At 63.0% G+C, this 23,652-nt stretch carries 16 protein-coding genes; 8 read left to right on the top strand and 8 right to left on the bottom strand.

Annotated elements, in window-relative coordinates; genetic code table 11:
• Positions 1-6 precede the first annotated feature (6 nt).
• Complete coding sequence (locus BMW28_RS05500; protein ID WP_091814820.1) at positions 7-609, bottom strand: isochorismatase family protein; 603 nt, start codon at positions 607-609, stop codon at positions 7-9.
• A 270-nt stretch (positions 610-879) separates the two neighbouring features.
• Here BMW28_RS05500 and BMW28_RS05495 point away from each other — a divergent pair, with 270 nt between their 5' ends.
• Entirely contained in the window at positions 880-1,461 is a 582-nt protein-coding gene (locus BMW28_RS05495) for a C40 family peptidase (protein WP_091814818.1), read from the top strand.
• 139 nt (positions 1,462-1,600) lie between these two features.
• Here BMW28_RS05495 and lpdA read toward each other — a convergent pair whose 3' ends face one another.
• Genes lpdA through aceE form a run of 3 tightly spaced genes read right to left on the bottom strand, consistent with a single transcriptional unit; the run spans position 1,601 to position 7,960 of the window.
• Positions 1,601-3,484 carry a dihydrolipoyl dehydrogenase gene (lpdA, locus tag BMW28_RS05490; protein WP_091814815.1) on the bottom strand — a complete coding sequence of 628 codons (1,884 nt, stop codon included), beginning with the start codon at positions 3,482-3,484 and terminating at the stop codon, positions 1,601-1,603.
• A 10-nt stretch (positions 3,485-3,494) separates the two neighbouring features.
• The gene (gene aceF, locus BMW28_RS05485) at positions 3,495-5,228 is read right to left on the bottom strand and encodes a dihydrolipoyllysine-residue acetyltransferase (RefSeq protein WP_091814812.1); all 1,734 of its coding nucleotides are present in this window, start codon (positions 5,226-5,228) and stop codon (positions 3,495-3,497) included.
• A gap of 23 nt (positions 5,229-5,251) precedes the next feature.
• Positions 5,252-7,960, bottom strand: coding sequence for a pyruvate dehydrogenase (acetyl-transferring), homodimeric type (gene aceE / locus BMW28_RS05480; RefSeq protein ID WP_234969990.1), 2,709 nt, complete (start codon positions 7,958-7,960; stop codon positions 5,252-5,254).
• A 310-nt stretch (positions 7,961-8,270) separates the two neighbouring features.
• On the opposite strand from aceE, the gene BMW28_RS05475 reads away from it, so the two are divergent.
• The 5 genes from BMW28_RS05475 to gdhA all read left to right on the top strand — a co-directional run bounded on the left by BMW28_RS05475 (position 8,271) and on the right by gdhA (position 16,157).
• Positions 8,271-10,700: a PAS domain-containing sensor histidine kinase gene (locus BMW28_RS05475; RefSeq protein WP_091815552.1), complete on the top strand. Its 2,430-nt coding sequence runs from the start codon at positions 8,271-8,273 to the stop codon at positions 10,698-10,700.
• Complete coding sequence (locus BMW28_RS05470; RefSeq protein WP_091814807.1) at positions 10,697-11,323, top strand: response regulator transcription factor; 627 nt, start codon at positions 10,697-10,699, stop codon at positions 11,321-11,323. The genes BMW28_RS05475 and BMW28_RS05470 overlap by 4 nt, the downstream gene beginning before the upstream one ends.
• An 83-nt stretch (positions 11,324-11,406) precedes the next feature.
• The gene (folD, locus tag BMW28_RS05465) at positions 11,407-12,264 is read left to right on the top strand and encodes a bifunctional methylenetetrahydrofolate dehydrogenase/methenyltetrahydrofolate cyclohydrolase FolD (protein ID WP_091814804.1); all 858 of its coding nucleotides are present in this window, start codon (positions 11,407-11,409) and stop codon (positions 12,262-12,264) included.
• A gap of 103 nt (positions 12,265-12,367) precedes the next feature.
• The gene (locus tag BMW28_RS05460) at positions 12,368-14,440 is read left to right on the top strand and encodes a M3 family metallopeptidase (protein ID WP_091814801.1); all 2,073 of its coding nucleotides are present in this window, start codon (positions 12,368-12,370) and stop codon (positions 14,438-14,440) included.
• A gap of 364 nt (positions 14,441-14,804) precedes the next feature.
• The gene (gdhA, locus tag BMW28_RS05455) at positions 14,805-16,157 is read left to right on the top strand and encodes an NADP-specific glutamate dehydrogenase (protein WP_091814798.1); all 1,353 of its coding nucleotides are present in this window, start codon (positions 14,805-14,807) and stop codon (positions 16,155-16,157) included.
• 132 nt (positions 16,158-16,289) lie between these two features.
• On the opposite strand, the gene rpiA is transcribed toward gdhA, so the two are convergent.
• Positions 16,290-16,961: a ribose-5-phosphate isomerase RpiA gene (rpiA, locus tag BMW28_RS05450; RefSeq protein ID WP_091814795.1), complete on the bottom strand. Its 672-nt coding sequence runs from the start codon at positions 16,959-16,961 to the stop codon at positions 16,290-16,292.
• Between the two features lie 85 nt (positions 16,962-17,046).
• On the opposite strand from rpiA, the gene BMW28_RS05445 reads away from it, so the two are divergent.
• The gene (locus BMW28_RS05445; RefSeq protein ID WP_091814792.1) at positions 17,047-18,108 is read left to right on the top strand and encodes a quinone-dependent dihydroorotate dehydrogenase; all 1,062 of its coding nucleotides are present in this window, start codon (positions 17,047-17,049) and stop codon (positions 18,106-18,108) included.
• A 126-nt stretch (positions 18,109-18,234) separates the two neighbouring features.
• On the opposite strand, the gene BMW28_RS05440 is transcribed toward BMW28_RS05445, so the two are convergent.
• From BMW28_RS05440 to BMW28_RS05430, 3 genes are all read right to left on the bottom strand, one after another.
• Positions 18,235-19,353, bottom strand: a complete 1,119-nt coding sequence (locus BMW28_RS05440) for an NAD(P)/FAD-dependent oxidoreductase (protein WP_091814790.1) — start codon at positions 19,351-19,353, stop codon at positions 18,235-18,237.
• Between the two features lie 52 nt (positions 19,354-19,405).
• The gene (locus tag BMW28_RS05435; protein ID WP_091814787.1) at positions 19,406-20,002 is read right to left on the bottom strand and encodes a copper resistance protein NlpE; all 597 of its coding nucleotides are present in this window, start codon (positions 20,000-20,002) and stop codon (positions 19,406-19,408) included.
• Between the two features lie 77 nt (positions 20,003-20,079).
• Positions 20,080-22,443: a UvrD-helicase domain-containing protein gene (locus BMW28_RS05430; RefSeq protein ID WP_234970040.1), complete on the bottom strand. Its 2,364-nt coding sequence runs from the start codon at positions 22,441-22,443 to the stop codon at positions 20,080-20,082.
• A gap of 227 nt (positions 22,444-22,670) precedes the next feature.
• On the opposite strand from BMW28_RS05430, the gene BMW28_RS05425 reads away from it, so the two are divergent.
• Positions 22,671-23,648 carry a GMP reductase gene (locus BMW28_RS05425; protein ID WP_091814781.1) on the top strand — a complete coding sequence of 326 codons (978 nt, stop codon included), beginning with the start codon at positions 22,671-22,673 and terminating at the stop codon, positions 23,646-23,648.
• The last annotated feature ends 4 nt before the right edge of the window (positions 23,649-23,652 follow it).

Below are 23,652 nucleotides of genomic sequence, written 5' to 3'. Positions count from 1 at the left end.
TCTCGGTCACTTGATGAGCGCGAGCACGTCGCGGAACTGCGGATGTTCGGCCGTGCGCAACCATTCGAACGCCACCATTTCCGTGGTCACAAGTTCTGCACCGGCCGTGGCCAGGCGGTCGAATCCGGCATCACGGTTACGCTCGGTGCGGGAGCTGCAGGCATCGGTCACTACCCAGACGTCGAACTCGTCCTCGATCAGTCCCAGGGCTGTCTGCATGAGGCAGACGTGTGCTTCGCAGCCGGCGATCACGATGGTGTTGCGCTCGGCCGGCTTCTCGATGCTCTTCTGCAGGTGGCGTGGCAGACTGCGTGCATTGCCGGAAACCGGGCGTGCCGGCGGGCGCAGCGCATCGGACAGGCCATCTTCGCAGGCGCCGAAATACATCTTGGAGAGCGTCTTGTCGCACAGGTCACGCACCTCGGGCGCGTTGGGGCCGAGGCGCGAGGGGTTTTCTTCGGTGCCCCACACGGGCACCTGCAGCATACGGGCAATCTTGCCGAGGCGGATCGCGTTCTGCAGCACCATGTTGGCCTCATGGATGAAGGGCATCAGGCGTTCCTGGTAGTCAACCAGTACGAGCTGGGATTCTTCGAGATTGAGCAGCATGAGGGCATCCTTTGTTGTCTATGGGGTATCCATTCGATTATGGGCCGCTTTTGATGGCACTGCCCTGCCCGGCATGCTGACGATATCCCTTACCGGCGCCAGACACTGCGCGCATATAGCACAAACACTGACGACACATTGACAAAAATCGGCACTGTCAGGCTTGTTTCAGGAATTTCTGGTCTTTTGATACAAAAAAGCCGGTAAAAGTCGGTTATTTCTGTGAAACCGTGTCGGATTTCACCTACATGTCCGATAAACTACGCACCCATGAAGAAATTGTCAGCCCTCCTGTTCGTGGGTCTATTCGCCTCAGCGGCCCATGCTTCCCCCTCCGATGAACTCGACAGCTTTCTGCAGGAAGGCAGGATCGGGTCCCAGATCCAGCACGTAGGACAGAACGTCCGCAACACCGCATCCGACCTGGTCAGCACGGCCATGGGTTTCATCGGTGTGCCGTATCGCTACGGGGGCACTTCGGCAGAATCGGGTTTTGACTGCAGCGGCTTTGTCCGCGCCACCTACGAAAAGACGCTGGGCAAGGTGCTGCCCCGTCGCGCTGCCGATCAGGCTGCAGCGACCCAGAGCATCTCCCGTTCGGAACTGCGTCCGGGCGATCTGGTTTTCTTCAACACCATGCGCCGCGCTTTCAGCCACGTTGGCATCTACGTGGGTGATGGCAAGTTCATCCACGCCCCCCGTTCCGGTGCGCGCGTGCGCGTGGAGAGCATGGACGGCAGCTACTGGTCTTCCCGCTTCAACGGCGCCCGCCGTGTTCCAGGTAGCGAAGGCATCGCCAGCACGATTACCACCAAGACGGCGTTCGACATCGCCTCGCAGGTGGGCAACTGACGACCTGCCACACAACTTCTTCATGAGAAAAGCGACCCCAGTGGTCGCTTTTTTGTTGCCTGCCTTCTGTGCCGTGGGCAAGAAAAACGCCGGTGGCCTTGCAGCTACCGGCGCTTCTCGTTGCTGACGCTGAAAGCGCTTATCTGCGCTTCTGCGGCGGCAGATCGGTACAGCTGCCGTGCGCCGCTTCCGCAGCCATGCCGATGCTTTCGCCCAGCGTCGGATGCGGATGGATGGTCTTGCCGATATCGACAGCATCGGCGCCCATCTCGATGGCCAGGGCAATCTCGCCGATCATGTCACCGGCATGCGTGCCCACGATGCCTCCACCGACGATGCGATGGGTTTCCTCGTCGAACAGCAGCTTGGTGAAGCCTTCGTCGCGGCCATTGGCAATGGCACGGCCCGAGGCCGACCACGGGAACAGGCCCTTGCTGACCTTGATGCCCTGGGCCTTGGCCTGCTCCTCGGTCAGGCCCACCCAGGCCACTTCGGGATCGGTGTAAGCCACGCTGGGGATCACGCGGGCGTCGAATGCGGCCGCGGCCAGATCCTTGTCGCCCTTGAGTTCACCGGCGATGACTTCGGCGGCCACATGCGCCTCATGCACCGCCTTGTGCGCCAGCATGGGCTGGCCCACGATGTCGCCAATGGCAAAGATGTGCGGCACGTTGGTGCGCATCTGCACATCGACCGGGATGAAGCCGCGGTCGCTGACAGAGACGCCCGCCTTGTCGGCAGCGATCTTCTTGCCATTGGGACTGCGCCCCACAGCCTGCAGCACCAGATCGTAGGTTTGCGGAGCCGGCACCTGACCCCCCTCTTCCGCTGGCGCGAACGTCACCTCGATACCCGCGTCGGTCGCCTTGGCAGCCACCGTCTTGGTCTTGAGCATGATGTTGTCGAAACGATGGGCGTTCATCTTCTGCCAGACCTTGACCAGGTCGCGGTCGGCGCCCTGCATCAGGCCGTCGAGCATCTCCACCACGTCCAGACGGGCGCCCAGCGTGCTGTACACCGTACCCATTTCCAGACCGATGATGCCGCCACCGAGGATCAGCATGCGCTTGGGCACTTCCTTGAGGGCCAGAGCGCCGGTGCTGTCCACCACACGCGGATCTTCAGGCATGAAGGGCAGACGCACGGCTTGGCTGCCGGCCGCGATGATGCACTTCTGGAAGCCGATGGTGGTGGTGTTGCCGGTCTTTTCCTGGCTGGTGCCGGTGGTTTCCTCGACCTGCACATGGTTGGGGCTGACGAAGGCGCCGTAGCCGCGCACCACGGTCACCTTGCGCATCTTCGCCATGGCGGCGAGGCCGCCGGTCAGCTTGCCGATCACCTTTTCCTTGTAGCCACGCAGCTTGTCGATATTGACCACGGGTTTGCCAAAGTCCACGCCGAGATCGGCCATGTGGCCGACTTCGTCCATGACGGCAGCCACGTGCAGCAGCGCCTTGGACGGGATGCAGCCTACGTTCAGGCAGACGCCGCCCAGGGTGGCGTAACGCTCGACGAGCACCACGTTCAGACCCAGGTCGGCTGCGCGGAAGGCGGCACTGTAGCCACCGGGGCCGCCGCCCAGCACCAGGACGTCGCATTGCTGGTCGACGTGGCCGCTGTAGCTGGAGGCAACCGGGGCCGGCGCAGCAACGGCTTGCGCAGCCTGTGCCGAACCGGCTGTGACCGGGGCTGATGGGGACGCCGCCGGCGATGCAGCACTTGCCGCACCGGCGGAGGCACCGGCTTGAGCGGGCTGCGAGGCGGCGCCGTCTCCAGCGCCCTGCTCCTGCACTTCCAGCGTCAACAGCACGGAGCCTTCGCTGACCTTGTCGCCCAACTGGACAGCGAGGGACTTGACCACGCCGGCATGGCTGGAGGGGATCTCCATGGAGGCCTTGTCGCTCTCGACCGTGATCAGGCTCTGCTCCACCTTGATGGTGTCGCCGGGCTTGACCAGCACTTCGATTACGGCCACTTCGGCGAAATCGCCGATATCGGGAACCTTGACTTGCACTTCGCTCATCTTCAGCTCCTTACAGTGCCACGCGGCGGAAATCAGCCAGCAGCTGCGCCAGGTAGACGTTGAAACGCGTGGCCAGGGCACCGTCGATGACGCGGTGGTCGGCCGTGAGCGACAGCGGCAGCGTGAGGCGCGGCACGAATTGCTTGCCGTCCCACACCGGCTTCATGGCGCTCTTGTTGACGCCGAGAATCGCCACCTCGGGCGCATTGACGATGGGCGCGAAATACGTGCCACCGATGCCACCCAGGCTGGAAATGGTGAAGCAGGCACCCTGCATGTCGGCAGGACTCAGCTTGCCGTCGCGGGCTTTCTTCGCCAGTTCGCCGGATTCCTGCGCGATCTCGAACACGGACTTCTTGTCGGCGTTCTTGATGACCGGAACCACCAGGCCATTCGGCGTGTCGGCGGCAAAGGCGATGTTGAAGTACTTCTTGAGCACCAGGTTGTCGCCATCCAGCGAGCTGTTGAACTCGGGGAACTTCTGCAGCGCCTTGACGCAGGCCTTGATCAGGAAGGCCAGCATGGTGACCTTGATGCCCGCCTTCTCGTTCTCCTTGTTCAGGGTCACGCGGAAGGCTTCCAGGTCGGTGATGTCGGCATCCTCGTGGTAGGTCACGGCCGGGATCATCACCCAGTTGCGCGACAGGTTCTGCGCCGAGATTTTCTTGATGCGCGACAGCGGCTGGGTTTCGATCTCGCCGAACTTGGCGAAATCGACCTTGGGCCAGGGCAGCAGGTTGAGCTCGCCGCCGCCCGTCACGCCGCCTCCGGCCGGAGCCTTGGCAACCTGCGCCTGCGTCTGCTGGGCACCGGACATGACGGCCTTGGTGAAGGCCTGGATGTCTTCCTGCGTGATGCGGCCCTTGGGACCGGTGCCCTTGACTTCGGCGATCGGCACACCCAACAGGCGGGCGAACTTGCGCACGGAGGGCGAGGCGTGGGGCAGCTTGCCGCTGGCCGGCGCTGCCGCAGGGTTGTGCGCAGCGGCTGGCGCCGTCGTCGCAGCCGCCGCAGCAGCGGCAGGTGCTGCTGGAGCAGGAGCCGGGGCGGCAGCCGGAACCGGAGCACCGGTGGCTTGCGCAGGCGCGGCCGGAGTTGCCGGAGCAGCAGCGCCCGCAGCGGCTTCCAGAATCACGATCACATCCCCCTGGTTGATCTTGTCACCCAGGTTGACCTTGACTTCCTTCACCGTGCCGGCATGGCTGGACGGGATTTCCATCGAGGCCTTGTCGCTCTCGACGGTGAGCAGGCTCTGCTCGACCTTCACCGTATCACCCGGCTTGACGAACATCTCGATCACAGCGACATCCTTGAAGTCGCCGATATCGGGCACGCGCACCTCGACGCTGCCACCGGTCGCTGCCTGCGCAGCACCAGCGCCAGCCGTATCGGCCGCACGAGCAGCTGCAGAAGCCTCGCTTGCACCCGGCACCACTTCGCTGCCGCTCACGGGCGGCTCGGCATTGGCGGGCGACGGTGCCGCAGCACCCTGCCCCGCATCCGCGCCGGCTGCTTCCAGCAGCAGCACCACGGAACCTTCGCGCACCTTGTCGCCCAGGTTGACCTTGACTTCCTTCACCACGCCAGCATGGCTGGAAGGAATTTCCATGGAGGCCTTGTCGCTCTCCACCGTGATCAGGCTCTGCTCCACCTTGACGGTGTCGCCAGCCTTGACCAGTACTTCAATCACTGCCACATCGGAAAAATCACCGATATCCGGCACCTTGACCTCGATCGTTGCCATAGTCTGTCTCCTTTCGCGCCGGATCAGGCGTACAGCGGGTTGATCTTGTCGGCATCGATGCCGTACTTGGCGATGGCTTCAGCCACCTTGGCCACCGGCAGCTTGCCTTCATCGGCCAGCGAGCGCAGCGCGGCCAGCACGATGTAGTGGCGGTCGATCTCGAAGTGCTCGCGCAGGCGGTAGCGGAAATCGCTGCGGCCAAAGCCGTCGGTGCCCAGCACGCGGTAGCTGCGACCGGCCGGGATGAACGGACGGATCTGCTCGGCGTAGGCCTTGATGTAGTCGGTAGAGGCGATGACCGGGCCGGTACTGCCTTCCAGCTGCTGCTGCACAAAGGACTTGCGCGGCTGCTCCAGCGGATGCAGCAGGTTCCAGCGTTCGGCGTCCTGGCCGTCGCGACCCAGCTCGTTGAAGCTCGGGCAGCTCCAGACATCGGCAGCAATGCCCCAGTCCTGGGCCAGCAGCGCCTGCGCTGCGATGCTTTCGCGCAGGATGGAGCCGGAGCCCAGCAGCTGCACGCGCTGCTGGACGCCTTCGGCACCAGGCTTGCACAGGTACATGCCCTTGATGATCTGCTCTTCCGTGCCGGGAGTCAGGCCAGGCATGGCGTAGTTCTCGTTCAGCAGCGTCAGGTAGAAGAACACGTTGTCCTGCTTCTCGACCATGCGCTTCAGGCCATGGTGCAGGATGATGGCGACTTCGTGCGCGAAGGTCGGGTCGTAGGTGACGCAGTTCGGGATGGTTCCGGCCAGGATGTGGCTGTGACCGTCCTCGTGCTGCAGGCCTTCGCCGTTCAGCGTGGTACGGCCGGACGTGCCGCCCAGCAGGAAACCGCGCGCCTGCATGTCGCCGGCGGCCCAGGCCAGGTCGCCCACGCGCTGGAAGCCGAACATGGAGTAGTAGACGTAGAACGGGATCATGATCCGGTTCGACGTGGAATAGCTGGTGGCCGCTGCGATCCAGCTGGCCATGCCGCCGGCTTCGTTGATGCCTTCCTGCAGGATCTGGCCGTCGGTCTGCTCCTTGTAGTACATCACCTGGTCGCGGTCGACCGGCGTGTAGTTCTGGCCAGCCGGGTTGTAGATGCCGATCTGGCGGAACAGGCCTTCCATGCCGAAGGTACGGGCCTCGTCCACCAGAATGGGCACCACGCGCGGGCCGAGGGCCTGGTCGCGCAGCAGCTGCGTCAGGAAGCGCACATACGCTTGCGTGGTGCTGATCTCGCGGCCTTCCGCGGTGGGCTCGAGCACGGCTTTGAAGGTTTCCAGCGAGGGTACGGTGAAGCTCTCGTCACTCTTGGCGCGGCGATGCGGCAGATAGCCTCCCAGCTCCTTGCGGCGGGCGTGCAGGTACTGCATCTCGGGGGTGTCATCCGCCGGCTTGTAGTACGGGATGTTGGGCAGCTCGCTGTCCGGAATCGGGATGTTGAAGCGGTCGCGGATATAGCGGATGTCCTGGTCGCTCAGCTTCTTGGTCTGGTGGACGGTGTTCTTGCCTTCACCAGCCTTGCCCATGCCGAAGCCCTTGATGGTCTTGACCAGCAGCACCGTGGGCTGGCCCTTGTGCTCGTTGGCAGCGTGGAAGGCTGCGTAGACCTTCTGGGGATCGTGGCCGCCGCGGCGCAGTTCCCAGATCTCGTCGTCGCTCATGTGCTCGACCAGCTTGGCCGTTTCGGGGTGGCGACCGAAGAAATGCTTGCGCACATAGGCGCCATCGTTGGCCTTGAAGGACTGGTAGTCGCCATCCAGCACTTCCATCATCAACTGGCGCAGCATGCCGTCCTTGTCACGGGCCAGCAGCGGATCCCAGTTGCTGCCCCACAGCAGCTTGATCACGTTCCAGCCGGAACCGCGGAATTCGCCTTCGAGTTCCTGCACGATCTTGCCGTTGCCGCGCACGGGGCCATCCAGACGCTGCAGGTTGCAGTTGATGACGAAGATCAGGTTGTCGAGCTTCTCGCGCGAAGCCAGGCTGATGGCACCCAGGCTTTCCACTTCGTCCATCTCGCCGTCGCCCAGGAACACCCAGACCTTGCGGTTTTCGGTATTGGCGATGCCGCGGGCATGCAGGTATTTCAGGAAGCGCGCCTGGTAGATGGCCATCAGCGGGCCCAGGCCCATGGACACCGTCGGGAACTGCCAGAAATTGGGCATCAGCTTCGGATGCGGATAGCTGGACAGGCCCTTGCCGCCGACTTCCTGGCGGAAGTTGTCGAGCTGGTCTTCGTTCAGGCGGCCTTCCAGGTAGGCGCGGGCATAGATGCCGGGCGCGCTGTGGCCCTGAATGTAAAGGCAGTCACCGCCGTGGTTTTCGCTCTCGGCGTGCCAGAAATGGTTGAAGCCGGCGCCCAGCATGCTGGCCAGCGAGGCAAAGGAGCCGATGTGGCCGCCCAGGTCACCACCGTCAGCGGGATTGAGGCGGTTGGCGCGCACCACCATGGCCATGGCGTTCCAGCGCATGAAGGAGCGCAGGCGCTTCTCGATGGTGACGTTGCCGGGGTTGCGCGCCTCCTGCTCGGGTTCGAGCGTGTTGACGTAGGCAGTGTGCGCGGAAAAAGGCATGTCCATGCTGTGCTGGCGAGCCGTTTCCAGCAGGTGCTCCAGCAGGAAGTGGGCGCGCTCCTTGCCTTCGTTGGCAATCACTGCGGCCAGTGCATCCATCCACTCGCGTGTTTCCTGTGTATCGGTATCCGGAATGATGTGACCGTCCACTGGCATCTGTGCGTCTGACATGGTGTTGTCTCCTAGCGTTATGGTTCTCAGGGGATTGTGCATAAATGCATGCGCAGTATCTCACAAGGAAACCCCTATTTCAACATATGATCATTATTTTCATATTAAGAAAATATGACCGATCGGGCGTTCCCTGTAAGCCGCGTGGAAAGCTTGGCTGGCATGATGTGCGTTTAATATCGAGCGCACGCCGCCTCCAATCTGTTCGATCGACGTTTTCATGGGTAACAGCATCTGGTCCCGATCCGGGAAACTCCTGAACTCGCTGCAGTGGTGGCGTGATCTGCCCGCGCACCGGCAGGACCGTTTCATGGGTCTGTTTCCGGTGCTCGCGGTGCTGCTGTTTGCCATGGCAGTGGTGGCAGCCATCAGCTACCTGCGCATGGAGGAAATGCAGGCCGAACAGCAGTCCGTGCAGCGCGATGGCGAACATTCGCGCCAGCGCGTGAATCTGCGGCTGGCAGAGCGTCAGGAGCAGCTGCAGAAGTTCGGGCGCGAGCTGCAACCGGAACTGGCATCCCCTGCAGCCTTTGCCGACCGCGTCTCCCTCCTCTCGCTGGACAACCCGGAGGTGCTGGACGTGACCTGGCTGAACCTGGATGGCAAGGCGCGTGCGTCCAAGGAAATGCATGACACCGCAGGCTACCCCCTGCCACGCCCGGGTATGGGGCTGCCTCTGCCCCAGGAACAGGTGCTGCTCGATGAAGTGAGAAAGTCCCGGCAAGCCCGCTATGTGGTGGTCACCCGCCACGAAGGGGAAGACGCTTTCCTCGCCTTCATGTTGCCGCTGGGGCAGCGTGATGCACCCGACAGCTTCCTGTACGCCCGCTACAACTTGTCTTCCCTGCTGTATTACGCCATTCCCTCCGATGTGTTCGCCAGCTACGCCGTGTCGCTGATGGACGCACACAAGCGCGTGGTGGCAGGACAGAGCGTGAACCCGGACGACGAAAAGATTGCCTGGTGGCAGCTCTGGTCCTCCATGCACAGCAGTGTCTACAACGCACCGCTGGCCACGGTCGACAATGTACTGACGCTGCACCTGCGTGCCTACCGTGCCAGCGGCAGTATGACCAATCGCGGCCTGTTCCTGCTGGTCTTGGCGCTGAGTGCGCTCACGGCCTGGATGCTGATTGCCAACTGGCTGCACCTGCGCCGCCGCCAGCGCTCGCAGCAGGAGTTGCTGTCCGAAACCAGCTTCCGCCGCGCCATGGAAAACTCGCTGGTCATCGGCATGCGGGCGCTGGATCTGGACGGCCGCATCAGCTATGTCAACTCCGCGTTCTGCCAGATGACCGGCTGGAGCGCCGAGGAACTGATCGGGCAGCGCCCGCCCTATTCCTTCTGGCATGAGGACGATCACACGCGCCACCACCGCATCCTGAGCAAGACCTTGCAGGACCAGATTCCCCAGGGCGGCTACGTGATGCGCGTGCTGCGCAAGAACGGCACCACCTTCGAAGCACGCATCTACATGTCCCCCCTGATCGGGGTTGACGGACGGCAAACGGGCTGGATGTCCTCGATGACGGACATTACCGAGCCCAACCGCATCAAGCGCCAACTGACCAACGCCTACGAGCGTTTCACGCGCGTGCTCGATGCACTCGACGTAAGCATCTCGGTAGCGCCGCTGGGCAGCAAGGAGTTGCTGTTTGCCAACCAGGCCTACCGCCACTGGTTCACGGATGACAACGCAGCCGGCCACATGCAGATGCTGACCAAGGCCGGCAGTCCGGGCGCCCCAGTCGAAGGCGTGGCGCGCAATGGCGAAGACACCCTGGCAGGTCTGCCCACCACGGCCCTGCAGGATGCCAGCAACAATACCGAGATCTATCTGGCCGGACTCGGCAAGTGGATCGAGGTGCGCTCACGCTATCTGGAATGGGTCGACGGACGCCTGGCGCAACTGGTCGTGGCCACCGACATCACGGCACGCCGCCAGGCCGAGGAACAGAGCGCCCAGCACGAAGCGCGTGCGCAGGCCGCCAGCCGTCTGGTGACCATGGGCGAGATGGCCTCCAGCGTGGCGCATGAACTGAACCAGCCGCTCACCGCCATCAACAATTACTGCAACGGCATGATCAGCCGCCTGCGCAATGGCCAGATCGACCAGGAGGCGCTGCTGGGTGCGCTGGACAAGACCTCGCGCCAGGCCCAGCGTGCCGGACAGATCATCCAGCGCATCCGTACCTTCGTGAAGCGCAGCACGCCGAACTACTCGGATGCCGATGTCGAAACCATGGTGGTGGAAGCGGTCGAGCTCGCCGAAATCGAAATGCGCCGTCGCAACGTGCGCCTGCAATACCGCGTGGAACGCGGCCTGCCCATCCTGCGCGTGGACAAGATTCTGGTGGAGCAGGTGCTGATCAACCTGCTCAAGAATGCAGCTGAAGCCATCGATCTGGCAGGCATGCTGGCCGAACGCCGCCATGTGCGGCTGGACGTCAGCACCGCAGTGCGCGAGGATCGCCCGGTGATCGAATTCAGCATCGAGGATCAGGGCTCGGGCCTGTCGCAGGAGACGCTGGACCACCTGTTCGAGGCTTTCTACACCACCAAGGCCGAGGGCATGGGCATCGGCCTGAACCTGTGCCGCAGCATTGTTGAATCGCACCAGGGCCGATTGATGGCCGAGAACATCTACAATGACAATATGGTGACTGGTTGCCGCTTCACGTTCTGGCTGCCGATTCCCACCACTCCTGTTTCCCGCGACTCACAGACGATCACATCATGAGCTTGATTCCAGAAAAAGGCACCATTTACGTCGTGGATGATGACGAGGCCGTGCGCGACTCGCTGCAGTGGCTGCTCGAGGGCAAGGGCTACCGCGTGCGCTGCTTCGACTCCGCCGAAACCTTCCTCAGCCGCTACGACCCGCGCGAAGTTGCGTGCATGTTCGTGGACATCCGCATGGACGGCATGAGCGGTCTGGACCTGCAGGATCGCCTGATCGAGCGCAAGTCGCCGCTGCCCGTGGTGTTCATCACCGGCCATGGCGACGTGCCCATGGCGGTGGAAACCATGAAGAAAGGCGCGCTCGACTTCATCCAGAAGCCCTTCCGCGAGGAAGACCTGGAAACCCTGGTCGAGAAGATGCTGGACCGCGCCCGTGCCGCCTTTGCCGAGCACCAGCAGGCCAGCACGCGCGAATCGCTGCTGGGCAAGCTGACCAACCGCGAAGCCCAAGTGCTGGAGCGTATCGTGGCCGGCCGCCTGAACAAGCAGATTGCCGACGACCTGAACATCAGCATCAAGACGGTAGAGGCGCACCGCGCCAACATCATGGAAAAACTCAACGCCAATACGGTGGCGGATCTGCTCAAGGTGGCCCTGAGTTCCAACGCACCCAAGTCCTGAGCGTGGCGCCCTGCCGCTGAATCCTGCATTCCCGCCCGAGCGGGAATGTTTTTTTGATCACTCCCATTTTTCCCGGATCTCCCATGACTGCTCAACTCATCAACGGTAACGAACTCTCCCGGAAACTGCGCGGCGAAGTGGCAGAACGCGCTGCTGCGCTCAAGGCCAAGGGCATCACTCCCGGTCTGGCCGTGGTGCTGGTGGGCGACAACCCGGCAAGCCAGGTCTACGTGCGCAACAAGGTCAAGGCCTGCGAGGACAACGGCCTGCACTCCGTGCTGGAAAAGTACGAGGCGTCAATGACCGAAGCCGAACTGCTGGCCCGCGTCGATGCCCTGAACCAGGATCCGTCCATCCACGGCATTCTGGTGCAACTGCCGCTGCCCGCACACATCGATGCCCAGAAGGTGATCGAAGCCATCAGCCCTGCCAAGGACGTGGACGGCTTCCACATCGCCAGCGCCGGCGCCCTGATGACCGGCATGCCCGGCTTCTGGCCCTGCACGCCCTATGGCTGCATGAAGATGCTGGAAAGCATCGGCTACGACCTGAAGGGCAAGCACGCCGTGGTGATCGGCCGCAGCAACATCGTGGGCAAGCCCATGGCACTGATGCTGCTAGCCAAGGATGCCACCGTCACCGTCTGCCACAGCCGCACGGCCGACCTGAAGGCGCAGACCCTGCAGGCCGATGTGATCGTGGCCGCAGTCGGCAAGCGCAACGTGCTGACAGCCGACATGGTCAAGCCCGGTGCCGTGGTGCTGGACGTGGGCATGAACCGCAACGACGAAGGCAAACTCTGCGGCGACGTGGACTTCGAGGGCGTGAAGGAAGTGGCTGGCTACATCACGCCGGTTCCAGGCGGCGTCGGTCCCATGACCATCACCATGCTGCTGGTGAATACCATCGAAGCGGCCGAGCGCGACGCTGCTGCACGTTGATGCGCTCAAGGAGTTGCATTGCTGGCAATGCAACTCCTTGCCCAACGCAAGGGCTCTTGGCTGCCACCCTTGAAGGGCCGGCGTTCAGCCTTACATTGGCAGGATGACTGCATCGACTCCTGCCTCCTCCATCCCCTCTTCCAACCCCCTGCTCGATTTCAGCGCCCTGCCGCTGTTCGACCAGATCCAGCCGGAACATGTGGCTCCGGCCATCACGCAGTTGCTGGCCGAGGCTGATGCGGCTCTGAACACGGTGACGGCGCCGGAGTTTCCGGCCCAATGGCAGGCTCTCGCAGGCACGCTGGACGTTGCCACCGAAAAGCTGGGCCGTGCCTGGGGTGCAGTCGGCCACCTCAAGAGCGTCAACGAAACGCCCGAGTTGCGCGCCGCCTACAACGCCATGCTGCCTGCCGTGTCCGACTTCTGGACGCGCCTGGGCGCCGATGAGCGCCTCTATGCCAAATACAAAACCATTGACGCCTCCAGCCTGAATGCCGAGCAGCAGCAGGCCCTGAAAAACGCACTGCGCGGATTCGTGCTGAGCGGTGCCGAGCTGCAAGGCGCAGACCGTGAACGCTACGCCGCCATCCAGGAACGCATGGCCGAGTTGACGCAGAAGTTCAGCGAGAACGCGCTGGATGCCACGGACGGCTGGGCCTACTACGCCACACTCGACGAACTCAAAGGAGTGCCGAAGGATGTGATCGATGCAGCCCGAGCCGCTGCAGAGGCGGATGGCAAGGACGGCTACAAGCTCACACTGAAGATCCCCAGCTACCTGCCGGTGATGCAGTTTGCGGACAGCAGCGCCCTGCGCCAGACGCTCTACCGTGCCTACAACACCCGCGCTTCCGACCAGGCGGACGGCGACGCAGTCAAGTTCGACAACAGCGCCGTGATGGCAGAGATCCTGGCCCTGCGTCAGGAAGAAGCGGCACTGCTGGGCTATGGCACCTTTGCCGAGGTGTCTCTGGTGCCCAAGATGGCAGACCGCCCGGATGAAGTCATCAGCTTTCTGCGCGACCTGGCCATCAAGGCCCGTCCGTACGCCGAGAAAGACGTGGCCGACCTGCGTGAATTTGCCGCAGCACAACTGGGCATGACCGATCCGCAGCCCTGGGACTGGCCCTATATCAGCGAAAAACTCAAGGAAGCGCGCTACGCCTTCAGCGAGCAGGAAGTGAAGCAGTACTTCCCGGCGCCCAAGGTGCTGGCCGGCCTGTTCAAGATTGTCGAGAGCCTGTTCGATGTGAGCATCCGGCGCGACCACGCTCCCGTCTGGCACGACAGCGTGGAGTTCTACCGGCTGGAGCGCAATGGCGTGCTGGTCGGCCAGTTCTACCTGGATCCGCCCGCCCGCCAGGGCAAGCGCGGTGGCGCCTGGATGGATGATGTGCGTGCGCGTTGGGTGCGCCCCGATGACGGCAGCCTGCAGACGCCGGTGGCACACCTGGTCTGCAACTTCGCCGAAGGTGTCGGCGGCAAGCCCCCGCTGCTCACGCACGACGACGTCATCACCCTGTTCCACGAGACCGGCCACGGCCTGCACCACATGCTGACGCAGGTGAACGAGCACGATGTGTCCGGCATCAGCGGCGTGGAGTGGGACGCCGTGGAACTGCCCAGCCAGTTCATGGAAAACTTCTGCTGGGAATGGAACGTTCTGCGCGACATGACGGCGCACGTGGACACCGGCGAGCCGCTGCCGCGCGAGCTGTATGACCGCATGCTGGCGGCGCGCAACTTCCAGAGCGGCATGCAGACGCTGCGCCAGGTGGAGTTCGCCCTGTTCGACATGCTGCTGCACAGCCAGACTCCGGCCCCGGTCGACGTGATGCCGTTGCTGCACGCCGTGCGCCAGGAAGTGGCGGTGATTCTGCCGCCGGAATGGAACCGCATGGCGCACACCTTCAGCCACATCTTCGCAGGCGGCTATTCGGCCGGCTACTACAGTTACAAGTGGGCAGAAGTGCTGAGCGCCGACGCCTACGGCGCCTTCGAGGAAACCGCAGCCTTCGACGGCACACCGGATCCGGCGACGGCACGCCGCTTCCGCGAGGAAATCCTGGAGCGCGGCGGCAGTCGCCCGGCGATGGAATCGTTCAAGGCCTTCCGTGGCCGTGCGCCCAGCATCGAGGCGCTGCTGCGGCACCAGGGCATGGCCGAGGTGGCCTGATGTCGTCACCCTCTGCTGCCCCAGAACCCTGACCAACCCGCGTTTTTCTCCCGCCCAAACATGACAAAAACGCTGGGATTCAGGGCGCTGCGAAACGGTTCAACGTCTCATCACGGCAACATTTTTGCTTGACGCATCCGTAACAATGGTGCGCTGCATCAATTCGTGGGCCCAAAAGTTCCCATGGATGCTTTCGACGTCTGTAAAATCGCTTTGCAAAGTGTGATACGGACGAAGTTCTGACCGCCTTTGTGGCGGGTTAATACCTGCCCTGATCCGGTAAGAGCGCAGGGTTGTGTCGTGTGTGCGTGACTGTGTGCCTCTCCGGGGGTTTCCTCATCTCTCACGATACGGGCACGACAAGATGCTACAAAACTCCTCTCTCGACTCTTTCCTGGCCACGCTGATCAAGCGCGACCCCAATCAACCCGAATTCCTGCAGGCGGTGAAAGAGGTCTTGTCGAGCCTGTGGCCGTTCGTGCAGCAGAATCCGCGCTACGCCCAGCAAGCCCTGCTCGAGCGCCTGTGCGAGCCCGAGCGTGTGGTCCAGTTCCGCGTGAGCTGGCAGGATGACAAGGGCCAGACCCACGTCAACCGCGCCTTCCGCATCCAGCACAGCAACGCCATCGGCCCGTTCAAGGGCGGCATGCGCTTCCACCCCTCCGTCAACCTGTCGATCCTGAAGTTCCTGGCTTTCGAGCAGACCTTCAAGAACGCGCTGACCACCCTGCCCATGGGCGGCGGCAAGGGCGGCTCCGACTTCGATCCCAAGGGCAAGAGCGACAACGAAGTGATGCGCTTCTGCCAGGCGCTGATGACCGAGCTGTACCGCCACATCGGCCCCGACACCGACGTGCCGGCTGGCGACATCGGCGTGGGCGCGCGTGAAGTGGGCTTCATGAACGGCATGATGAAGAAGCTGTCGAACAACACCGGCACCGTCTTCACCGGCCGCGGCCTGACCTACGGCGGCAGCCTGATCCGTCCGGAAGCCACCGGCTACGGCACGGTGTACTTCGCCCAGGCCATGCTGCAGCACGCCGGCAATTCCATGGAAGGCAAGACCGTTTCCGTGTCCGGTTCCGGCAACGTGGCCCAATATGCCATCGAGAAGGCCATGGAATTCGGCGCCAAGGTGGTGACCGCCTCCGACTCCAACGGCACCGTGTATGACGCCAACGGCTTTACGAAAGAGAAGCTGCTGGCCCTGATGGACCTGAAGAACGAGAAGCGCGGCCGCATGAGCGAGTTTGCCCAGCAGTTCGGTCTGGAATACATCGACGGCAAGACGCCCTGGCACATCCCGGTGGACATCGCCCTGCCCTGCGCCACCCAGAACGAACTGAACGAAGACGACGCCAAGACCCTGGTGAAGAACGGCGTGATCTGCGTGGCCGAAGGCGCCAACATGCCCAGCACGCTGGAAGCCGTGGACGTGTTCCTGGCCAACGAGCAGGTGCTGTACGCTCCGGGCAAGGCCAGCAACGCCGGTGGCGTGGCCGTGTCCGGCCTGGAAATGGCCCAGGGTGCCCAGCGCCTGTACTGGAGCAGCCAGGAAGTGGACGCCAAGCTGCTGAACATCATGACCGACATCCACAGCAACTGCGTGGCTTACGGCAGCAAGGACGGCAAGGGCCGCGTCAACTACGTGAACGGTGCCAACATCGCCGGTTTCGTGAAAGTGGCCGACGCCATGCTGGCTCAAGGCGTTTGCTGATCGTCTAAGCGTGAAGCTGCCTCCCATTGGAGGCAGACAACAGAAAACCCGGAAGGTTTGCACCGACCGGGTTTTTTCTTACCTGCGGACCGGGTTGAAGACAAGGTGGTCGTCTGCATGAAACCTCTGCACTCAGTAGAGCAGCGTCTCCACGCCATGCTCCGTCCCCAGCAGGCACACATGCGCCTTCTGGTGGGCAAACACCCCCACCGTGACCACGCCGGGCCACTGGTTGACCAGGTTCTCGAAGGCCAGCGGATCGGTGATGCGCAGGCCATGCACGTCAAGGATGTGCTGGCCGTTGTCGGTGACAAGCGGAACGCCATCTTTCAGGCGGATATTGGCCTGACCACCCATCTCCTCGAACTGGCGCATGATGCGGCCGGCTGCCATCGGAATGATTTCCACCGGCAGCGGAAACGCGCCCAGCGCTTCCACGCGCTTGCTGGCATCGGCGATACACACGAAGCGGCGACTCTGGGCAGCCACGATTTTCTCGCGCGTGAGCGCCGCGCCGCCGCCCTTGATCATGTAACCGTGGCCATCGATCTCGTCGGCGCCGTCGATGTAGACATCCAGCCACTCCACCTCTTCCGCCGGGAACACCGGAATGCCCAGCGCCTGCAGGCGTTCGGTCGAGGCGACAGAGCTGCTCACTGCGCCCTGGATCTGGTCCTTCATGGTGCCCAGCGCTTCGATGAACTTGTTGACGGTCGATCCGGTGCCCACGCCTACGATGGTGCCGGGAGTGACATAGTTGAGGGCGGCCTGGCCGACCAGGGTTTTGAGTTCGTCTTGTGTCATGGGCTGCTATTCCTGCAAAGGATTTGGGACAATAGGCATATTGTGCCTGCTGCAACCGGCACACCAACAACTAGAACACAGCAACATGTCCCTGATCCCCTACTCCCTGTCCCGCTCCGTCCTGTTCCGTCTGGATGCAGAAACCGCCCACGAAACCACCATCGACATGCTGGCCAAAACCCAGCACTCGCTGCTGCGCCGCGCTTACACACAGCCCTTCGTGGACGATCCGGTAACGCTGTGCGGTCTGCGCTTTCCCAACCGCGTCGGCCTGGCCGCCGGTCTGGACAAGAACGCGCGCTGCATCGCAGCGTGGGAAGCCATGGGCTTCGGTTCGATCGAGGTCGGAACAGTTACGCCCAAGGGTCAGCCGGGCAACCCCAAGCCGCGTATTTTCCGCCTGCCCAAGGCCAATGCGCTGATCAACCGTCTCGGCTTCAACAACGAGGGTCTGGATGCCTTTGTGCGCAATGTGCAGCGTACCCGCCCCGCCAACAGCCGCAGCCTGCTGGGTCTGAACATCGGCAAGAATGCCAGCACGCCGATCGAGCAGGCGGCGGATGACTACCTGACCTGCCTGGATGGCGTCTATCCGTGGGCGGACTATGTGACGGTAAACATCAGCAGCCCCAACACCAAGAACCTGCGCGCGCTGCAAAGCGACGAAGCGCTGGATGCCCTGCTCGATACGCTGATGCAGCGCCGCGCGGCGCTTGCGCAACAGCATGGCAAGGACAAGCCGCTGTTCATCAAGATCGCTCCGGACCTGGAGCAGGACCAGATTGACCTGATTGCCACCACGCTGCGCCGCTATGGCTGCAACGCCGACGGCAGCCACGCCGGCAAGCTGGGGGTGATTGCGACCAATACCACCATCTGCCGCGAAGCCGTGCAGGGCATGCCCCACGCCGAAGAAACCGGCGGGCTCAGCGGCGCACCCGTGCTGGAGAAAAGCAACCACGTCATCCGCCAGTTGCGTGCTGCGCTGGGCAAGGACTTTCCGATTATCGGCGTGGGCGGCGTGCTGAGTGGTGAAGACGCCCGCAGCAAGCTGGCGGCCGGCGCTGATCTGGTGCAGATCTTTACCGGGCTGATCTATCGGGGGCCGGCGCTGGTGCACGAAGCTGCGCTGGCGCTGAAGCGTTGAGCCGGAGCTATTAATATCTGTCCGCGCTGAGGGTTGCGTGACCGGGCTTGTGGCTGATTGAGAAGGCGCGACGGGTAGAGTGGGCTCCGACAGCAAGATCGTGCGCTTCAGGTTCGGTTCAAAAAATCACTCGACCAGCTTCGCAAGCACCTGCTCTCCTATCGCCAGGCTGCTGGTCAAGCCCGGTGATTCGATGCCGAACAGGTTCACCAGCCCCGGCACGCCGTGCTGCTGCGGGCCATCGATGCGGAAGTCCGGCGCAGGCGTTCCGGGCGAGTGAATCTTGGGACGCACGCCGCTGTAGGCGGGCTGGAGCGCATGATCCGGCAAGCCGGGCCAATATCTGCGCACCGAGGCATAAAAGGCCTCACCCCGTTGTGCATCGACGGCATAACGGATCGCGTCAGGGTCTGTCTCTTGCAGCCACTCGTGATCGGGACCGAAGCGCGCCTGACCGCCCAGATCGAGGGTGAGGTGCACCCCAAGCCAAGCCCCAGAAGGCGCGGGATAGATCAGCCGGGAAAACGGGCTGCGTCCCGCCAGCGCAAAATAGCTGCCCTTGGCAAAGTATTCCTGCGGCACGTATCCTGACTCCAGCCCCGAGAAATTTCGGGCCAGTGCGCAGGCATGCAAGGATGCCGCATTCACCAGCCAGCGCGCTCCGAGCACGGCACCATCCTCCAGAGCGATCCGGTGCAGGCCCTGTCCGGAAGGATCCAGCTTTGCCCCGGTCACCCGCGCGCCAAATGCAATGGCACCGCCCGCGCGTTCCAGATCGCCTTGCAGTGCCAGCATCAGTTCATGGGTATCGATGATGCCGGTAGTCGGCGAATGCAGGGCCGCGGTGCAGTGCAAGGCCGGTTCCAGAGCCATGGCCGCATCGGCCTCCAGCCATTCGACGGGGACATCGTTGGCCTGCGCCGTGCGCTGGATGTTCTCAAGGGCGGTGTGCTGCTCGGGCGCAGTCGCCACCAGCAGCTTGCCACAGACCAGATGGGCAACGCCATGGCTTTGGCAGAAGGCGTACAGCAGTTCCTTGCCGCGCACACACAGACGCGCCTTGAGGGAGCCGGGCTCGTAGTACAGGCCGGCATGGATGACTTCGCTGTTGCGTGAGCTGACGCCCTGCCCGATGGCTTTTTCACGCTCGAGCACCACCACCTCGCGCCCTGCCTGGGCAAGCGCGCGAGCGACGGCGAGGCCAATGACGCCTGCGCCAATGACTACGCAATCAATCTGATCCATGGAGAGCCTTCGATGCGCGTGTGACGAGCCACCGGCCCGGACAGGCGACGACTCAGTCCTGTCGCTGCTTCAGGATGTAGCGGTCGGCCAGCACGCCGGTGATCAGGCTGCCGTCCTTGTTGAGCAGGCGCGCCGAACCCGAAAGCACCTGATAGCGGCGGTTTTGGGCATTCTGGTCCAGTTGCACGACGGTGTGATCCGCATTCCAGCTGAAGCTGCCGCGCATGATGCTGGGCAGGCTGTTGCTGCCTTCGCGCTTCATGCTCAGGATGTAGGTGTGGTTCTCGTACAGCGACAGCAGCGTGCGGATGCCTTCGCAGTCCCCACAGGGCAGCATGCCGTCGTAGTGCCCAACCCAGGACTGGTCCTGCGCGGGGGCGGCAGGCTCCTCTGGCGACACTGGCACGCGGGGCAGGGAAGCATCCTGAACGGGAGTGACGACGACACCCGCATCTTCCAGCTGATCCTGCACAGAGGGCGGAGGTGGCACGGGCACAGGCGTGGTGCTGCGGCTTTCCACCGGAGCGGTGCGGCGACCATCCACCGGCGGCCAGCTCGGGCTGTCCAGCGACACGGTGGCACAGCCGGTCAGCCAGGCAGCGCCGGCCAGCATCATCGTCAATTGCAGGGTGCGGGACAAGGCTCGCATGGGGAGGTTCTCCTCTCAATCAGGTTCGTGCACCCGCCTATTGTGCATGGCAACACAGGGCGACGCACGGTGTCATGTCAATCAATCGGCGTTAGTTTGGCCACGCTCAAGGCCAGCCACTTCACACCATGGCGGCTGAAGTTGATCTGCGCCTTGGCGTCGGCGCCGCTGCCTTCCAGCATCTGCACCGTGCCTTCGCCGAACTTGGTGTGGAATACGCGCATGCCCTTCTTCAGACCATGGCCGGGTTCGCTCTTGCGCACCACCTCGGCGCTGCCCTGCCCCACGGCCTGGCGCACGTCGCGGTTCCAGCTGTCACCCTGGTTGCCACCCCAGCGGCCTTCGTAGCCCGGCATGGCGTCGGCAAAACCGGCGCGCTTTGGCGTGATCCACTTCAGGCACTCCTCGGGCAACTCGTCGAAGAAGCGGCTCCGGATGTTGTAGCGCGTCTGGCCATGCAGCAGGCGCGTCTGCGCATGGCTCAGGTACAGGCGCTGGCGCGCGCGGGTAATGGCCACGTACATCAGGCGGCGCTCTTCCTCCAGACCGTCATAGTCGTTGAGCGAATTCTCGTGCGGAAAGAGGCCCTCTTCCAGCCCGCTGATGAACACGTTGTTGAACTCCAGACCCTTGGCCGCATGCACCGTCATGAGCTGCACGGCATCCTGGCCGGCCTGCGCCTGGTTGTCGCCCGCTTCCAGTGCAGCGTGTGTCAGAAAGGCGGCCAGGGGCGAAAGGGTTTCGCCATCAGGCAACACTTCGGCCGCGCTGGCGGAATTGGCTGCGTCCTGGGCGGCAGCATCACTCTCGCCCGGCCAGGCCGGTGCGGCGCTGGTGTCGAGCTGGTGCATGCCGGCGCTCTCCTTGCCGAAACCTTCCAGGCTGACGAAGCTCTCGGCGGCGTTCACCAGTTCCTGCAGGTTTTCCACGCGGTCGGCGCCGTCGCGCTCGTTGCGGTAATGTTCCAGCAGGCCGCTGTTGTCCAGCACCAGTTCGACGATTTCCTTCAGCGTGATCTGGTCCGCCTGTTCGCGCATGGCGTCGATCTTCGCAACGAACGAGGCCAGATTGGCCCCGGCCTTGCCCGGCACCTGCTGCACGGCATCCACCAGGGCGGTGTTGCCACTGCGTGCGGCATCCTGCAACTGCTCCAGCGTGCGCGCGCCGATGCCGCGCGGCGGGAAGTTGACCACACGCAGAAAGGAGGTGTCGTCACGCGGGTTGTCCAGCAGGCGCAGATAGGCCAGCGCGTGCTTGATCTCCGCCCGTTCGAAGAAGCGCAGACCCCCATAGACGCGATAGGGAATCGCGTGGTTGAACAGCGTGGATTCGATCACCCGGCTCTGCGCGTTGCTGCGGTAGAGAATGGCAATTTCCTTGCGCGCGCTGCCGTCGCGCACCAGCTGTTTGATCTCGTCCACGATCCACTGCGCTTCGGCCAGATCACCGGGCAGCTCCACCACCCGCACCGGTTCGCCAGAGCCCTGATCGGTGCGCAGGTTCTTGCCGAGACGGCGCGTGTTGTGGCTGATCAGCGCGTTCGCACTGTCGAGGATGTTGCTGTAACTGCGGTAGTTCTGCTCCAGCTTGATCTGGTGCTGCACCTTCAGTTCGGTGACGAAGTCGTTCATGTTGCCCACGCGAGCACCGCGGAAGGCGTAGATGCTCTGGTCATCGTCGCCCACGGCAAAGATGGCATTGCGGGGCACCGCGTCACCCACTTCGGGCACAAACTGCTTGAGCCAGAGGTACTGCAGGCGGTTGGTATCCTGGAACTCGTCCACCAGAATGTGGCGGAAGCGGCGCTGGTAATGCTGGCGCACCAGCGGATGGTCGCGCAGGATCTCGTAGCTGCGCAGCATCAGCTCGCCGAAGTCCACCACGCCCTCGCGCTGGCACTGCTCCTCGTACAGCTGGTAGATATCGACTTTCTTGCGGCTCTCGGCATCGCGCACCGGCACATCGCCGGGACGCTGGCCCTCCTCCTTGCAACCGCCGATGAACCACTGCATCTGCTTGGCCGGAAACTGGTCGTCATTGATGTTGAACTGCTTGTACAGGCGCTTGATGGCAGAGAGCTGGTCCTGCGTGTCGAGGATCTGGAAGCCCTGGGGCAGATTCGCCACCTTGTAGTGCGCGCGCAGAAAGCGGTTGCACAGGCCGTGGAAGGTCCCGATCCACATGCCGCGCACGTTGATGGGCAGCATGGCCGACAGGCGCGCTGTCATTTCCTTGGCGGCCTTGTTGGTAAAGGTCACGGCCATGATGCCGCCGGGCGACACGCGCTGCTGCTGCAATAGCCATGCAATGCGCGTGGTCAGTACGCGCGTCTTGCCCGAGCCTGCTCCGGCCAGGATCAGGGCGTGTTCGTCGGGCAGCGTCACGGCCCGCATCTGCTCGTCATTCAGGCCGTGCAGCAGCGTATCGCCGACATTCGCCATGGGGTCGGTGGGCGCAAAAAAATCATCGTCAAAAATGGAAGACATGGCGCTATTGTAGAAACCTGAATGCCCCATGCACGATGCGCGGATCAAGGCTAGAATCAACTACCGGGCCCAAGTATTTGCGCCCGGTTTTTTGTGCCTGCTTCACGGGCATGGCTGGGGACCGCGGTGCAATCCAAGTGCCTTTCTTTTTGTCATTTCGCATACAAAGGACTTGGAACCTCATGGAAATCTTCGATTACGACCACGTACTGCTGCTGCCGCGCAAATGCCGGGTGGAAAGCCGCAGCGAATGCGACACCAGCGTGCAGTTCGGCCCGCGCTCCTTCAAGCTGCCTGCCGTGCCCGCCAACATGAAGACGGTGGTGGACGAGCCACTGTGCATCTGGCTGGCGCAGAACGACTACTTCTACGTGATGCACCGCTTCGATCTGGACACGGTCGCCTTCGTGCGCCGCATGCACGAGCTGGGGCTGTATGCCAGCATTTCGCTGGGCATCAAGGAGCAGGACCGCGCCACCGTGGATGCCCTCGCCGCCCAAGGCCTGGTGCCCGACTACATCACCATCGACATCGCCCATGGCCACGCCGATTCGGTCAAGCACATGATCTGGCACATCAAGGACAAGCTGCCGCAGAGCTTCGTGATCGCCGGCAACGTCGGCACCCCCGAAGCGGTGATCGACGTGGAAAACTGGGGCGCGGATGCCACCAAGGTCGGCATCGGTCCGGGCAAGGTGTGCATCACCAAGCTCAAGACGGGCTTTGGCACGGGTGGCTGGCAGCTCAGCGCCGTCAAGTGGTGCGCCCGCGTGGCCACCAAGCCGCTGATTGCCGATGGCGGCATCCGCAGCCATGGCGACATTGCCAAGTCGATCCGCTTCGGCGCCACCATGGTGATGGTAGGTGCCCTGTTTGCCGGGCATGAAGAATCGCCCGGTCGCACGGTGGAAGTGGATGGCGAACTGTTCAAGGAATACTACGGCTCGGCCAGCGACTTCAACAAGGGCGAATACCGCCATGTGGAGGGCAAGCGCATTCTCGAACCGATCAAGGGCAAGCTGGCCGACACGCTGCTGGAAATGCAACAGGATCTGCAAAGTTCCATCAGTTATTCCGGCGGTCGCGCACTGATGGACATCCGCAAGGTCAATTACGTCATCCTGGGCGGTGACAATAATGCCGAACACCTGCTGATGTAACACC

Origin of the sequence: Allobrachymonas denitrificans DSM 15123, from assembly GCF_900110225.1 — a bacterium.
Taxonomy (GTDB): domain Bacteria; phylum Pseudomonadota; class Gammaproteobacteria; order Burkholderiales; family Burkholderiaceae_C; genus Brachymonas; species Brachymonas denitrificans.
This window is presented reverse-complemented; position numbering and strand designations above follow the sequence as displayed.